Origin of the sequence: Micrococcus sp. (assembly GCF_034179925.1) — a bacterium.
Classification (GTDB): Bacteria; Actinomycetota; Actinomycetes; order Actinomycetales; family Micrococcaceae; genus Micrococcus.
In genome coordinates, this window is record NZ_JAXFPG010000044.1 from 1 (window position 1) to 14,124 (window position 14,124).

16 protein-coding genes are annotated in these 14,124 nt (G+C 70.6%); all 16 read right to left on the minus strand.

What is annotated here, in order from left to right:
- Positions 1-120: 120 nt before the first annotated feature.
- The 16 genes from rpsQ to fusA all read right to left on the minus strand — a co-directional run bounded on the left by rpsQ (position 121) and on the right by fusA (position 13,944).
- A complete protein-coding gene (gene rpsQ / locus SPI96_RS08635) occupies positions 121-402 on the minus strand; it encodes a 30S ribosomal protein S17 (protein ID WP_321081965.1) in 282 nt (93 codons plus the stop codon).
- On the minus strand, positions 399-671 hold the full coding sequence (gene rpmC, locus SPI96_RS08640; protein WP_321081966.1) for a 50S ribosomal protein L29: 273 nt from the start codon (positions 669-671) through the stop codon (positions 399-401). The genes rpsQ and rpmC overlap by 4 nt, the downstream gene beginning before the upstream one ends.
- A gap of 4 nt (positions 672-675) precedes the next feature.
- The gene (rplP, locus tag SPI96_RS08645) at positions 676-1,092 is read right to left on the minus strand and encodes a 50S ribosomal protein L16 (protein WP_158491539.1); all 417 of its coding nucleotides are present in this window, start codon (positions 1,090-1,092) and stop codon (positions 676-678) included.
- On the minus strand, positions 1,092-1,910 hold the full coding sequence (gene rpsC, locus SPI96_RS08650; RefSeq protein ID WP_321081967.1) for a 30S ribosomal protein S3: 819 nt from the start codon (positions 1,908-1,910) through the stop codon (positions 1,092-1,094). Before rpsC ends, rplP begins: the two co-directional genes overlap by 1 nt.
- Positions 1,911-1,912: 2 nt before the next feature.
- Complete coding sequence (gene rplV / locus SPI96_RS08655) at positions 1,913-2,278, minus strand: 50S ribosomal protein L22 (protein WP_321081968.1); 366 nt, start codon at positions 2,276-2,278, stop codon at positions 1,913-1,915.
- 51 nt (positions 2,279-2,329) lie between these two features.
- The gene (gene rpsS / locus SPI96_RS08660; RefSeq protein ID WP_010080387.1) at positions 2,330-2,611 is read right to left on the minus strand and encodes a 30S ribosomal protein S19; all 282 of its coding nucleotides are present in this window, start codon (positions 2,609-2,611) and stop codon (positions 2,330-2,332) included.
- 15 nt (positions 2,612-2,626) lie between these two features.
- A complete protein-coding gene (gene rplB / locus SPI96_RS08665; protein ID WP_321081969.1) occupies positions 2,627-3,466 on the minus strand; it encodes a 50S ribosomal protein L2 in 840 nt (279 codons plus the stop codon).
- A 36-nt stretch (positions 3,467-3,502) separates the two neighbouring features.
- Positions 3,503-3,808: a 50S ribosomal protein L23 gene (gene rplW / locus SPI96_RS08670; RefSeq protein WP_321081970.1), complete on the minus strand. Its 306-nt coding sequence runs from the start codon at positions 3,806-3,808 to the stop codon at positions 3,503-3,505.
- Complete coding sequence (gene rplD, locus SPI96_RS08675) at positions 3,805-4,440, minus strand: 50S ribosomal protein L4 (RefSeq protein ID WP_321081971.1); 636 nt, start codon at positions 4,438-4,440, stop codon at positions 3,805-3,807. Before rplD ends, rplW begins: the two co-directional genes overlap by 4 nt.
- A gap of 4 nt (positions 4,441-4,444) precedes the next feature.
- Positions 4,445-5,095 (minus strand): 50S ribosomal protein L3, encoded by a 651-nt coding sequence (rplC, locus tag SPI96_RS08680; protein ID WP_321081972.1) that lies wholly within the window; start codon positions 5,093-5,095, stop codon positions 4,445-4,447.
- A gap of 20 nt (positions 5,096-5,115) precedes the next feature.
- Positions 5,116-5,424, minus strand: a complete 309-nt coding sequence (gene rpsJ, locus SPI96_RS08685; protein ID WP_321081973.1) for a 30S ribosomal protein S10 — start codon at positions 5,422-5,424, stop codon at positions 5,116-5,118.
- Positions 5,425-5,763: 339 nt separating this feature from the next.
- Positions 5,764-6,246 carry a DUF3817 domain-containing protein gene (locus SPI96_RS08690; protein WP_321081974.1) on the minus strand — a complete coding sequence of 161 codons (483 nt, stop codon included), beginning with the start codon at positions 6,244-6,246 and terminating at the stop codon, positions 5,764-5,766.
- Positions 6,243-6,383, minus strand: coding sequence for a hypothetical protein (locus tag SPI96_RS08695; RefSeq protein WP_321081975.1), 141 nt, complete (start codon positions 6,381-6,383; stop codon positions 6,243-6,245). The genes SPI96_RS08690 and SPI96_RS08695 overlap by 4 nt, the downstream gene beginning before the upstream one ends.
- Before the next feature lie 10 nt (positions 6,384-6,393).
- The gene (locus tag SPI96_RS08700; protein ID WP_321081976.1) at positions 6,394-10,188 is read right to left on the minus strand and encodes a hypothetical protein; all 3,795 of its coding nucleotides are present in this window, start codon (positions 10,186-10,188) and stop codon (positions 6,394-6,396) included.
- 192 nt (positions 10,189-10,380) lie between these two features.
- A complete protein-coding gene (gene tuf, locus SPI96_RS08705) occupies positions 10,381-11,571 on the minus strand; it encodes an elongation factor Tu (RefSeq protein ID WP_321081977.1) in 1,191 nt (396 codons plus the stop codon).
- Between the two features lie 258 nt (positions 11,572-11,829).
- A complete protein-coding gene (gene fusA, locus SPI96_RS08710) occupies positions 11,830-13,944 on the minus strand; it encodes an elongation factor G (protein WP_321081978.1) in 2,115 nt (704 codons plus the stop codon).
- Positions 13,945-14,124: the final 180 nt, after the last annotated feature.

Genomic DNA, 14,124 nt, shown 5'->3' on the forward strand with positions numbered 1-14,124 from the left:
GTTGGGTCCGCCCACCAACGGGCGAACTAATCCCCCCTGATACCGCATATGGCCCCCCCGTGCCTGGGCCCGGTGGGCCCTTCCACAGGGGTACCCGGCGGACCGGGCGGGGTCAGTCGATCACTTGGCGCGCTCGACGACCTCCACCAGGCGCCAGCGCTTGGTGGCGGACAGCGGACGGGTCTCCGCGATCAGCACGCGGTCGCCGATGCCGGCGGTGTTCTCCTCGTCGTGCGCCTTCACGCGCGTCGAGGACTTCATCACCTTGCCGTACAGCGAGTGCTTCTTGCGGTCCTCGACCTCGACGACGACGGTCTTGTCCATCTTGTCGGAGACGACGACGCCGAGACGCGACTTGCGGTAGTTGCGCTCCTCGGCGGGAGCGGCGGTCTGCTCGGTCACTTGGCAGCCTCCTCGTTCTTCTGGTCAGCCTGGGCCGAGGCCTCGACATCGCCGCGGATGCCGAGCTCGCGCTCGCGCAGGACGGTGTAGATGCGAGCGATGTCGCGCTTGACGGCCTTCAGCCGGCTGGAGTCCTCCAGCTGACGGGTGGCGGCCTGGAAGCGCAGGTTGAACAGCTCCTCCTTGGAGGCCTTGAGGGCCTCCATCAGACGAGCGTTGTCCATCCCATCCAGGGACTCGACGTTCAGATCCTTGGTACCGATGGCCATGGGATCACTCACCACCCTCTCGACGGATGACACGGGCCTTCAGAGGCAGCTTGTGGATGGCCAGACGGAGCGCCTCGCGGGCGACCTCCTCCGACACGCCCGAGAGCTCGAAGAGCACGCGGCCGGGCTTGACGTTGGCGACCCACCACTCGGGCGAGCCCTTACCGGAACCCATGCGGGTCTCGGCGGGCTTCTTGGTCAGCGGACGGTCCGGATAGATGTTGATCCACACCTTGCCGCCACGCTTGATGTAACGGGTCATGGCGATACGGGCGGCCTCGATCTGACGGTTCGTCACATAGGCCGGCGTGAGCGCCTGGATGCCCCACTCGCCGAAGGTCACGGTGGTGCCGCCCTTGGCGGCGCCGGAGCGCTTCGGGTGGTGCTGCTTGCGGTGCTTGACGCGACGGGGAATCAGCATCAGGCGTTGCCTCCTTCAGCGGGAGCGGCGGCCGGGGTCTCGGCGCCGGCGCCGGCGTTCTCCTGGCGGGGAGCACGCTCGGCACGGTCATTGCGACGACGACGCTCGCCGCCGGGACCGCGGCGGTCGCCACGGCCACGGCCGGAGGGCTGCGCGGCCTCCTTGGCCGCGAGCTCCTTGGCGGTCAGGTCGCCCTTGTAGATCCAGACCTTCACACCGATGCGGCCGAAGGTGGTCTTCGCCTCGAACTTGCCGAAGTCGATGTTCGCGCGGAGGGTGTGCAGCGGCACGCGGCCCTCACGGTAGAACTCCGAACGGCTCATCTCGGCGCCGCCGAGGCGGCCGGAGCACTGGATGCGGATGCCCTGGGCGCCGGCACGCATGGCCGACTGGATGGCCTTCTTCATCGCACGGCGGAACGCCACGCGGGAGGAGAGCTGCTCGGCCACACCCTGGGCGACCAGCTGGGCATCGGTCTCGGGGTTCTTGACCTCGAGGATGTTCAGCTGGATCTGCTTGCCGGTGAGCTTCTCGAGCTCGCCGCGGATGCGGTCGGCCTCCGCGCCGCGGCGGCCGATCACGATGCCCGGGCGGGCGGTGTGGATGTCCACACGCACGCGGTCACGGGTGCGCTCGATCTCCACCTTGGAGATGCCGGCGCGCTCCATGCCCTCGGTCATCAGCTCGCGGATCTTGATGTCCTCCTTGAGGAAGTCCGCGTAGCGCTGGCCCTCCTTCGTGGAGTCCGCGAACCAGTGCGAGACGTGGTCCGTCGTGATGCCGAGGCGGAACCCGTTGGGGTTGATCTTCTGACCCATTGTCAGTTCCCACCCTTCTCGTCCTGGGAGGCGACGACCACGGTCACGTGGCTCGTGCGCTTGTTGATGCGGTACGCGCGGCCCTGTGCACGGGGCTGGAACCGCTTCATGGTCGGGCCCTCATCCACGAAGGCCTCGGTGATGTACAGGGCGTGCTCGTCGAAGGCGAGGCCCTCGCGGTCGGCCTTGACACGGGCGTTCGCGACGGCCGAGGCCACCAGCTTGTACACCGGCTCCGAAGCGCCCTGCTGGGCGAACTTCAGGATGGCCAGTGCCTCAGTGGCCTGCTTGCCACGGACCAGGTCGACGACGCGCCGGGCCTTCATCGGCGTCACGCGCAGGTGGCGCGCAATTGCCTTGGCTTCCATTGCTTCTCTCTTTCGATTCTCGAGAAGGTCAAGCGTGCTGTGCCGTCAGGCTCAGCGACGCTTGCCCTTCTTGTCGTCCTTCACGTGGCCGCGGAACGTCCGGGTGGGGGCGAACTCGCCGAGCTTGTGGCCCACCATGGACTCGGTGACGAACACCGGGACGTGCTTGCGCCCGTCGTGCACGGCGATGGTGTGGCCGAGCATGTCGGGGATGATCATCGACCGGCGGGACCAGGTCTTGATGACGTTCTTGCTGCCCTTCTCGTTCTCGGCCAGAACCTTCAGGTACAGGTGCTGGTCGACGAAGGGGCCCTTCTTCAGGCTGCGAGGCATGTCTTCTCAGCTCCCTTATCGCTTGTTCTTGCCGGTACGACGACGGCGCACGATGAGCTTGTCGCTCTCCTTGTTGGGGCGACGCGTGCGACCCTCGGGCTTGCCGTTCGGGTTGACCGGGTGGCGACCACCGGAGGTCTTGCCCTCACCACCACCGTGGGGGTGGTCCACGGGGTTCATGACGACACCACGGACGGTCGGGCGCACGCCCTTCCAGCGCATGCGGCCGGCCTTGCCCCAGTTGATGTTGGACTGCTCGGCGTTGCCCACCTCGCCGACGGTGGCGCGGCAGCGCACGTCGACGTTGCGGATCTCGCCGGAGGGCAGGCGCAGCTGGGCGAAGCGGCCCTCACGGGCGACCAGCTGGATGGAGGCACCGGCGGAGCGGGCCATCTTGGCGCCGCCGCCGGGGCGCAGCTCCACGGCATGGATCGTGGTGCCCACGGGGATGTTGCGCAACGGCAGGTTGTTGCCGGGCTTGATGTCGGCGTTCGGGCCGGCCTCCACCACATCGCCCTGCTGCAGCTTGGCCGGGGCCAGGATGTAGCGCTTGGCGCCGTCCGCGTAGTGCAGGAGCGCGATGCGGGCGGTGCGGTTCGGGTCGTACTCGATGTGCGCCACGGTGGCGGGCACGCCGTCCTTGTCGTGACGACGGAAGTCGATCAGACGGTACTGGCGCTTGTGGCCACCGCCCTTGTGGCGGGTGGTGATGCGACCGGTGTTGTTGCGACCGCCGGTCTTGTGCAGCGGGCGGAGAAGGGACTTCTCCGGCGTGGACCGGGTGATCTCGGCGAAGTCGGCCACGGACGAGCCGCGCAGGCCCGGGGTGGTCGGCTTGTACTTACGGATAGCCATGTGTGTCTTCCTCGATTAAGTGGTCTCCGCCACGCCTCAGGCGAGCGGACCTCCGAAGATGTCGATCGTCCCGTCCTTGAGCGTGATGATCGCGCGCTTGGTGGCCTTGCGCTGACCCCACCCGAAGCGGGTGCGGCGGCGCTTGCCGGGACGGTTCAGGGTGTTGACCGAGGCGACGTCGACGTTGAAGATGCGCTCCACCGCCTGCTTGATCTCGGTCTTGTTCGAGCGCGGGTCGACCAGGAAGGTGTACTTGCCCTCGTCGATCAGACCGTAGCTCTTCTCCGACATGACGGGAGCGATGATCACGTCACGGGGATCCTTGTTGATGGAGCCGCTCACTGGGCATCCTCCTTCTTGGCACCGGAGGCCTGGGCCACGTACGCCTCGTAGGCGGCCTGCGTGAACACGACGTCGTCGGAGACGAGCACGTCGTAGGTGTTCAGCTGGTCGGCGTACAGGGTGTGGACCGCCGGAAGGTTGCGGGCGGACAGCGCGGTGACGTCGTCGGCGCGGTCGATGACCAGCAGGACGTTCTTGCGCCCCGTGTTCAGGGACTCGAGGCCGGCCTTGGCGGCCTTGGTGGACGGCGTGGTGCCGGACACGAGGGCCTCGATGACGTGGACGCGGCCGTTGCGGGCGCGGTCCGACAGGGCACCGCGCAGGGCGGCGGCCTTCATCTTCTTGGGGGTCCGCTGCGAGTAGTCACGCGGGGTCGGGCCGTGGACGATGCCACCGCCGGTCATGTGCGGGGCGCGGATCGAGCCCTGACGGGCGCGACCGGTGCCCTTCTGCTTGAACGGCTTGCGGCCGGCGCCGGACACCTCGCCGCGGCGCTTGACCTTGTGCGTGCCCTGGCGGGCGGCGGCCAGCTGGGCCACGACGACCTGGTGCATCAGCGGGACGTTCGACTGGACGTCGAAGATCTCGGCGGGCAGGTCAACCTGGACGGTCTTCACGGTGTTCTCAGCCATGGTCTCAGGCTCCCTTCACGGCGCTGCGGACGAGCACGACCTGGCCCTTGGAGCCGGGCACCGCGCCCTTGATCAGCAGGAGGTTGTTCTCCACGTCGATGCCGTGGAGCGTCAGGTTCATGGTGGTCTGGCGGACCGCACCCATGCGACCGGGCATGCGCTGGCCCTTGAACACGCGGCCCGGGGTGGACGCGCCGCCCACGGAGCCGGGCTTGCGGTGGTTCTTGTGGGCACCGTGCGAGGCGCCCACGCCGGCGAAGCCGTGGCGCTTCATGGCACCGGCGAAGCCCTTGCCCTTGGTGGTGCCGATGACGTCGACCTTCTGGCCGGCCTCGAAGACCTCCACGGTGACGTCCTGGCCGAGGGTGTACTCGGCGGCGTCGGCGGTGCGCAGCTCGACGACGTGACGACGGGGGGTGACGCCCGCCTTCTCGAAGTGACCGGCCAGGGGCTTGGTCACGCGGCGGGGGTCCACCTGGCCGTAGGCGATCTGCACGGCGGTGTAGCCGTCGGTCTCCTCGGAGCGCAGCTGGGTGACGACGTTGGGGTCTGCCTGGACCACGGTCACGGGGATGAGCTTGTTGTTCTCATCCCAGACCTGGGTCATGCCGAGCTTCGTGCCCAGCAGGCCCTTGATGTTCTGGGTCTTGGTCATAGTCTCTCAGCACCTCCCTCTCAGAGCTTGATCTCGATGTTGACGTCCGCCGGAAGGTCGAGGCGCATGAGCGAGTCGACGGCCTTCGGGGTCGGGTCGATGATGTCGATGAGCCGCTTGTGGGTGCGCATCTCGAAGTGCTCGCGGCTGTCCTTGTCCTTGTGGGGAGAACGGATAACGCAGTACACGTTCTTCTCCGTCGGCAGCGGCACGGGGCCGACCACCGTCGCGCCTGCGCGCGTGACCGTGTCAACGATCTTGCGGGCCGAGACGTCGATGACCTCGTGGTCGTACGACTTCAGCCGGATGCGGATCTTCTGTCCCGCCATGGCGTCACGCCTCTCTCGTCGGGGTGTGCTGTTCTGTCCCTGTTCGACCGACCGGGAGGTCGGCCCTCTTGTCCTGACCGCACGGGGCGAATCCGGCCTCACCGGGTTCCTCGCCGCCGCCGGCCTCCGGTCCACGCGGTCGGGCGTGTCGCGATCCCGAGGGGATGCGCCGCCCTGGGCGGAACGGAGGGGAAGCGTCACATCTGGGCCACGCTCTCCACGCGAGACACACGCGAAGGGCGCCACTGGCGCTTGAGCAACTTAACCAGTATGACAGACGAGCGCCGCCCCTGCCAACCGGGCAGGAGGCGGCGCTCGTCACGCCGGGACGGGGCCGACTCAGCGGCCCCACTCGGTGGGCGGGCCGGCGGCGAGCAGCAGCAGGAACACCACCACGACGACGGCCAGCGCCGCCGTCGCCGACGCCGCCGGACGGCGCAGCACCCGGGCCAGCAGGCGCTCGGCGGCGGTGGGCTCGGCCGGGGTGTGACCGGTCGGGGTGCGGTCGAGGACCCGCCACCGGTCGGCCGGCTCGCCCCGTCGGGCCTGGGCGCGCTCGAAGGGGATGGTCATGAAGGGCACCACCGCGGAGGCCAGGCCGGTGAGACCGCGTCCGGTCGGCCAGCGCCCATCGATCCACACGGCCACGGTCACGGCGGCGTAGCAGAGGAACACGAACCCGTGCACGCCCCCGGCCAGCGGCATGGCAGCGTCGGTGGCCCCGCCGTACTTGAGGGCCATGGCGCCGAGCAGCCCGGCCCAGGTGACCATCTCCGCGGCTGCGGCGGCCCGGAACAGGTGCCGGGGCGAGGGCAGGCTCATCGGTCGAGCTCCCCGCCGCGGTGGGCCCGGCGGATCCGGCGGGCCCGGTCGATCTCGGGGCGGAAGGTGCGCAGGCCCCAGCCCACGGCGACCGATGCGACGGCCAGGATGATCAGGGTCAGCAGGAGTTCGGGCATGTGCCCCAGCCTAGCGATCGGCGGGTGTCCGCTCACCGGTGCCGGCGTCCCGGCGCAGGAGCCGGACCACGCCGAGTCCGAACAGCCCGGCCGCCAGGAGCACGAGCCAGAGGTAGAACAGCTCGCTGAGCGTGTACATCACGCTCAGCGAGCACCCGGTGACACCCCACCACAGCAGGGTCCGGAGCGAGGCGGTCAGCCCGACGGCGACCATGGCCACGAATCCCACCAAAGCCACCAGGGCCGCGGGCACCGGGCCGGTCTCCAGCCGGGGGCCGGCCAGGAGCACCACCGCGGCACCGAGGGTGTGAGCGCCGGAGGCGGCGACCAGCGTGCCCGTGCGGCGGTCCAGGGCCGCGACCAGGGCGAGCTCCAGCGTCAGCGCCAGGCAGAGCCACCACAGACGGCTGAGCGCCTCGCCCAGCGTGGTCACCGGGACCAGCCGGTCCACGAGCAGGGCCGCGACCAGCACCGCGAGGGTCAGCAGGTGCAGCCGCAGGCTCCGGCGGAGCCGACCGTCCCAGCCCCACACGCGGGCCGCCTCGTCGATCGTCGGCCAGGCCGTGACCTGCAGCAGCACCGCCGCCGCGAGCAGGGCGCCCGTGGGTGCCGGAATCAGCAGGGTCAGCGCGGAGGCGGCCAGGACTGTTCCGAGGGCGCCGTGGAGCTCCGGCCTCCCCCGCCACAGCACGGCCACTCCGGCCGGCAGGGCGCCGATCAGGCCGGCGGCCAGCACCACCGCCCCGATGGCCTCCCCGCCCCACAGGGACGTCAGGGGCCGGGAGACGGCGTCGACGTCTGCCGCCCGCATCAGGGCGAGGGCCGTCAGGGGCGCACCGGCCGCCGCCCACGCCGGCCGGCCGTGCACGCGGGCCAGCGGGGAGCACAGCACACCGAGGCACAGCCAGGCCGCCACGGGGGCCCAGCCCGCCCACGGCGGTGCGGTGGGGGTGAACGGAGCGGCCTCGCTGGCCACCAGGCCCGCCGCGACCAGGGCGGCCCCCTGGGCCGGAGGCCGATGCAGTACCGCGATCACCGGATGGTCCCCCGCCAGCGGCGGCGGCAGCAGGCCCCGGCCGTGCCGGTGTGCCACCAGCGGCAGCACCGCTCCGAGGACGGTCAGCACGGGCCCGGCGACGGCGGCCGGCCACCACGGGGGCCCCAGCGGGCCGGCCCCGGAGGGCAGGAGGTCCGTGGTGACCAGGGCGGCCGCTATCCCGACGCCGAACAGGGCAGCCCAGCGCAGGCGGGGCAGGCCGGGTGCCGGACGGGCGGGCTCGAGCAGGGCGAGCAGCGCGATGCCGGCCAGCGCGATCAGGGCGGCGAGCCGCTCGGCCGCGGCCGCCGCGGACAGGGCAGCGACCAGCAGCACCACGGCACGGCCCCACACCTCGACGAGCCCCCGCACCGGGCCCAGGCCGCGCACCCGGGACTGCAGGGCCGCGCCCAGCAGGAGGGAGCCGGTCAGGGCCGCCACTGTCCCCGTGGCGCCCGCCCCGAGCTCGGCGGCGGCCCGCACGCCGGCCGCCGAGACCATCGCCTGGGCTCCCCAGGCCCCGAGGACCTGCCCCCTCGGGGAGAGACGGGGCCCGCCCAGGCCGAGCAGCAGGACCCAGCCGAGGGCGGCCCCGACCAGGCCGAGCACGCCGGCCTGCCACGGAGGCCTGGCCGTCCCGGCGAGGGCGGCCACCAGCAGGAGCGCGGCCGGCACCGCCGCGATCAGGTCCGCGCGCCCGGTGCGGGCGTGCCGGTGGGTGAGGCCGTCCAGCAGCGGGGGCACCCCCGCCGTCGTGATCGCCAGGCATGCCCAGACGGGCAGGCCCCACAACGCGGCCCACGGCTGCTGCAGCGGCAGCAGCACCGCGACCGCCGCCGTGCTCCACAGCGCCCACGCCGCCAGGGCCGGGGCCCGCCATGCCGCACGGGGACAGCGCAGGCCGTGGCGGGCCCCCGCCCAGCCGGCCAGCACGGCGAGCCCACCGGTGAGCAGGGTCTGGGGATTCCGGCCGATCAGCTCCCCATCCCCACCGGCCGCGTCCGACCAGACCCAGACCAGCCCGATCACGCCCAGACAGGTCAGGCTCATGCCCACGAGGACAGCCCGGGCCCGGCGGCGAGGGTCTGCGAGCCCGTGGGCGCGGATCCACGCCGGAACAAGGGCGGCCACCGCCACGGACCACAGCCACGGCCACATGTGCGCCCCAGCTCCCGCCGGCACGGCGAGCACGACGCCGAGCACGGGCAGGGCCAGGGACACCCGCACGGCCCCCGCCCCCACCGGCAGGCGCCACAGGGCTGCGGAGCCGAGCACGATCGCGGCGGTCAGGAGCACCAGGTCGGCCCGCCCTGTCGCGACGGCGGGCTCGGCCATGGCGCTGAGGACGAAGAGGCAGGCCCACCCTCCGGCCTCGCCCTGGGACAGCAGCCTCGGCCCTCCCCCGGCCGTCACGGGTGAGGGGTGCCGGAGGCCGAGGAACACGGCCAGCACGCAGGCCAGGGAGCCGGCGCCGGCGGTCAGCACCAGCGTGTGGGCGGGGGCCTCCACGGCCACCAGCAGGGACACCAGCGCACCGAGCCCGGCTGCACGGGCCACGAGGGCGTCCGGCACGGCGTCGAACGTGCCGGCGGTGTCGGGGGCGGACTCGCGGGCGGGCTCATCCGCATCGGTGCGACGCCGGGTCCACCAGCGGGAGCCCGCGTACACCGCGGCCAGGGCCAGGAGCACGGCGAGCTCACCCCAGCCGATCGGCCCACGCGGGGAGAGCAGACCCACCGCCAATCCCACCGCGGCGAGCCCGTATCCGAACCACGGATGCTGCCGGCGCAGCGCCTCGACCACAGCGGCCCCGCGGCCGTGGACGCTGAGGGAGGCGGTGGCCCAGCAGATGAGGATCGAGGTGCCCAGGCCCAGCGCCAAGGCCCAGACCAGGCCGGCACGCAGGGCCGCTCCGGAGGCGAGGGAGGCCGAGGCGATGAACGCGGCCGCCAGATGGGCCACCACGGGCGAGCGCATCCACACGGCCATCGCCGAGGCCAGCGCGACGCCGACCACCGAGGTCAGCAGCCAGGACAGGGCCGGGCGGTGCAGGATCTCGAGATCCAGCAGGACCCCGAGAACGGGCAGCATGGCCAGGCCCCCTCCCACGAGGGCCACGGCGGCCGGGCGCAGGCGCGTCGAGCGCGCGTGCAGCACGCCGCCCCCCACGAGCAGTCCGAGCAGGACGAGTGTGAGGCACAGCAGGCGGATCGTCGGCGAGACCAGTGTGCCCACGAACGCTGAGGCGGCCGCGACCAGCAGCAGTGTCGATCCGGCGAGGGTGATGCCGATGTTGCGTCGGCTCTGGCGCTCGTGGTCCCGGACCCACGGCCGGTCGTGGGCGGACGGCACCGTCGGCTCGGCGGGCGGCGTCACGCCGGGACGCGCTGGCGGCGGGGTCGGCACAGCGGCCGGTGGCGCCGGGGCAGGACGCCGGAACGACGGCGACGGCACGTCGGCCGGCGCCGACGGGGAGACGGGGCGGACGGGCGGCGGCTGCGCCTCAGGTCGGGACGGAGCCTCGAGCAGGCGCGGCGCGTCGAGCAGGGCAGGACGTCGTGGCGCCGCGGTCGCGGCAAGGCGCTGGGTCTGCTCGTGGGCGTCGTGGGCCTGCTGACGGCCGTGTGCCACACCGTCCTCCCAGGCCGCCCGCTGTGCGGCGGCGAGGCTCCGGCGTCCTGCGGCTCGACCGACTACCAGGCCCAACACGAGCCCGGGCAGGAAGAACATCAGCAGCAGCCCCATGACGATCAGAATCAGCACGTCCATGCAGGGCCCCTCTCCACGGTCCACACACCTGGCCTGTGCCTCGGGCGTGGCCCGGCACACACCCACCCTATGCGAGCCGCGTGCGGAACAACCCGTTGTCCACACCCCGGACACGACGAAGCCCCCGCCGTCACCGGCGGGGGCTTCGTTCGCTTGACGGCTGTGTCAGCCGATCACGCGGTGATCAGTGGATCACTTGGTGATCTTGGTGACGCGGCCGGAGCCCACGGTGCGGCCACCCTCACGGATGGCGAAGCCGAGGCCCTCCTCCATGGCGATCGGCTGGATGAGCTCGACCGACATCTCGGTGGTGTCGCCGGGCATGACCATCTCGGTGCCCTCGGGCAGCGTGATGACGCCGGTGACGTCGGTGGTGCGGAAGTAGAACTGCGGGCGGTAGTTCGAGTAGAACGGGTTGTGACGGCCGCCCTCGTCCTTGGAGAGGATGTACACGTTGGCCTCGAAGCCGGTGTGCGGGGTGATGGAACCCGGCTGCACCACGACCTGGCCGCGCTCGACGTCGTCACGCTTCAGGCCACGCAGGAGCAGACCGCAGTTCTCGCCGGCCCAGGCCTCGTCGAGCTGCTTGTGGAACATCTCGATACCGGTCACCGTGGTCTTCTGGATGTCGCGGATGCCCACGATCTCGACCTCGGAGTTGATGGCGAGGGTACCGCGCTCGGCGCGGCCGGTCACCACGGTGCCACGACCGGTGATGGTGAAGACGTCCTCGATGGGCATCAGGAACGGCTTGTCCTTGTCGCGGACCGGGTCCGGAATGAACTCGTCCACGGCCTCCATGAGGTCCTCGACGGACTTGACCCACTGGGCGTCGCCCTCAAGGGCCTTCAGGGCCGACACGCGGATGACCGGGGCCTCGTCGCCGTCGAACTCCTGGGAGGACAGCAGCTCGCGGACCTCCATCTCGACGAGCTCGAGGAGCTCCTCGTCCTCGACCATGTCGGACTTGTTCAGGGCCACCAGCAGGGCCGGCACGCCGACCTGGCGGGCCAGGAGCACGTGCTCGCGGGTCTGGGCCATGGGGCCGTCGGTGGCGGCGACCACGAGGATGGCACCGTCCATCTGCGCCGCACCGGTGATCATGTTCTTGATGTAGTCGGCGTGACCGGGGGCGTCCACGTGGGCGTAGTGACGCTTCTCGGTCTGGTACTCCACGTGGGAGATGTTGATGGTGATGCCGCGCTGACGCTCCTCCGGAGCGGAGTCGATGGACGCGAAGTCACGCTTCTCGTTCAGGTCCGGGTACTTGTCGTACAGGACCTTCGAGATCGCAGCGGTGAGAGTGGTCTTGCCGTGGTCAACGTGGCCGATGGTGCCGATGTTGACGTGCGGCTTGGTCCGCTCGAACTTTGCCTTTGCCACAGGTTCCTCCTAAAGAACTGTTTCTTCGTCAAGAAGACTGTTCAGCCACGGGTGATCAGCTGACAACTCGTGTGAGTCTACTTGTCGGGCATGGGGTTGGGAAATCCCGGCCGGAGGGCCCGGGGCCGCCTCCTCACGAAGACGGCCCGGTCCCGTCCTGATCGGGGACCGACGCGCCGGGGGCGTCGGTCCCGTCGCTCCGAGGGCCCGGCCTGGCGGGGCCCTCGGAGCAGGTCTGTCAGAGGGTGGACCCGGAGGTCACTCCCCCTGGGACTTCTGGATGATCTCGTCGGCCACAGCCTTCGGCACCTCGGAGTACGAGTGGAAGGTCATGGAGTAGACCGCGCGGCCCTGGGTGCGGGAGCGCAGGTCGCCGATGTAGCCGAACATCTCGGACAGCGGGACGAGGGCCTTGACGACCTTCACGCCCGTGGCGTCCTCCATGGACTGGATCTGGCCACGGCGGGAGTTCAGGTCGCCGATGACGTCGCCCATGAACTCCTCCGGCGTGCGGACCTCGACGGCCATCAGCGGCTCGAGGAGCACCGGGTTGGCCTTGCGGACACCCTCCTTGAACGCCTGCGAGCCGGCGATCTTGAACGCCATCTCGGAGGAGTCGACGTCGTGGTAGGCGCCGTCGAGGAGGGTCGCCTTCACGCCCACCATCGGGTACCCGGCCAGCACACCGAACTGCATGGCGTCCTGGATGCCCGCGTCCACGGAGGGGATGTACTCGCGGGGCACGCGGCCACCGGTGACGGCGTTGGCGAACTCGTAGACCTCGCCCTCGGCGGTGTCCAGGGGCTCGAAGGAGAGCTGCACCTTCGCGAACTGACCGGAACCACCGGTCTGCTTCTTGTGGGTGTAGTCGACCTTCTCGACCTTGCGCTTGATGGTCTCGCGGTAGGCGACCTGGGGCTTGCCCACGTTGGCCTCGACCTTGAACTCGCGCTTCATGCGGTCCACGAAGACGTCCAGGTGGAGCTCACCCATGCCGCCGATCTCGGTCTGGCCGGTCTCCTCGTTGAGGTTCACGCGGAACGTGGGGTCCTCGGCGACGAGCTTCTGGATGGCGGTGGAGAGCTTCTCCTGGTCACCCTTGGTCTTCGGCTCGATGGCCACGGAGATCACGGGCTCCGGGAAGGTCATCGACTCGAGGATGATCGGGTTGGCCGGGTCGCACAGGGTGTCGCCGGTGGTGGTGTCCTTCAGGCCGATCACGGCGTAGATGTGGCCGGCCACGACCTCCTCCACCGGGTTCTCCTTGTTGGCGTGCATCTGGAACAGCTTGCCGATGCGCTCCTTCTTGCCCTTGGTGGCGTTGAGCACCTGGGCACCGCCCTCAAGGCGACCGGAGTACACGCGGATGAAGGTCAGCGTGCCGAAGAACGGGTGCGAGGCGATCTTGAACGCCAGCGCGGAGAACGGGGCGTCCTTGGAGGGCTCACGGGTGAGCTCCTTCTCCTCGTCCCGGACGTCGTGGCCCACCACGGCGCCCGCGTCGAGCGGGGTCGGCAGGTAGGCGACGACGGCGTCGAGCATCGGCTGCACGCCACGGTTCTTGAACGCGGAGCCGCAGAACACCGGGTAGGCCTCGGCATTCACGGTCAGCTGGCGCACGCCGGCCTGGATCTCCTCGACGGTGAGCTCCTCGCCCTCGAGGTACTTCTCCATGAGGTCCTCGGAGGTCTCCGCCACGGCCTCGATGAGCTGGGTGCGGTACTCCTCGGCACGGTCCTTGAGGTCCTCGGGGATCTCCTGGGTCTCGTACTCGGCGCCCATGGTCACGTCACCCTTGGCGTCGCCCGGCCACACGAAGGCCTTCATGGTGAGCAGGTCGACGACACCGACGAAGTCGCTCTCGGCACCGATCGGCAGCTGCATCACGAGCGGCTTGGCACCGAGGCGGGACACGATGGTGTCCACGGTGAAGTAGAAGTCCGCGCCGAGCTTGTCCATCTTGTTGACGAAGCAGATGCGGGGGACGTCGTACTTGTCGGCCTGGCGCCACACGGTCTCCGACTGGGGCTCCACGCCCTCCTTGCCGTCGAACACGGCCACAGCGCCGTCGAGCACGCGCAGGGAGCGCTCCACCTCGACCGTGAAGTCCACGTGGCCCGGGGTGTCGATGATGTTGATCTGGTTGTTCTTCCAGAAGCAGGTCACCGCGGCGGAGGTGATGGTGATGCCGCGCTCCTTCTCCTGCTCCATCCAGTCGGTGGTCGATGCGCCGTCGTGGGTCTCGCCCAGCTTGTGGTTGACACCCGTGTAGAACAGGATGCGCTCGGTGGTGGTGGTCTTGCCGGCATCGATGTGGGCCATGATGCCGATGTTGCGGACCTTGTTCAGGTCGGTCAGCACGTCCTGTGCCACGGTGTCTCCCTTTGCTCGGGGTGGTGTTGAGGGCTCGTGAGTGGATGCGTGATCGGTGGCCGCCGCCCCCGGCGCGGGAGCGGCACGGCCTGCGGCCCCGGGGCGCCCCGCCCCCCCCGGCCCCCCCCCCCCCCCCCCCCGGGGGGGGCGAGCCCGGTTTGGGCCGGGCCCAAGAGGGGG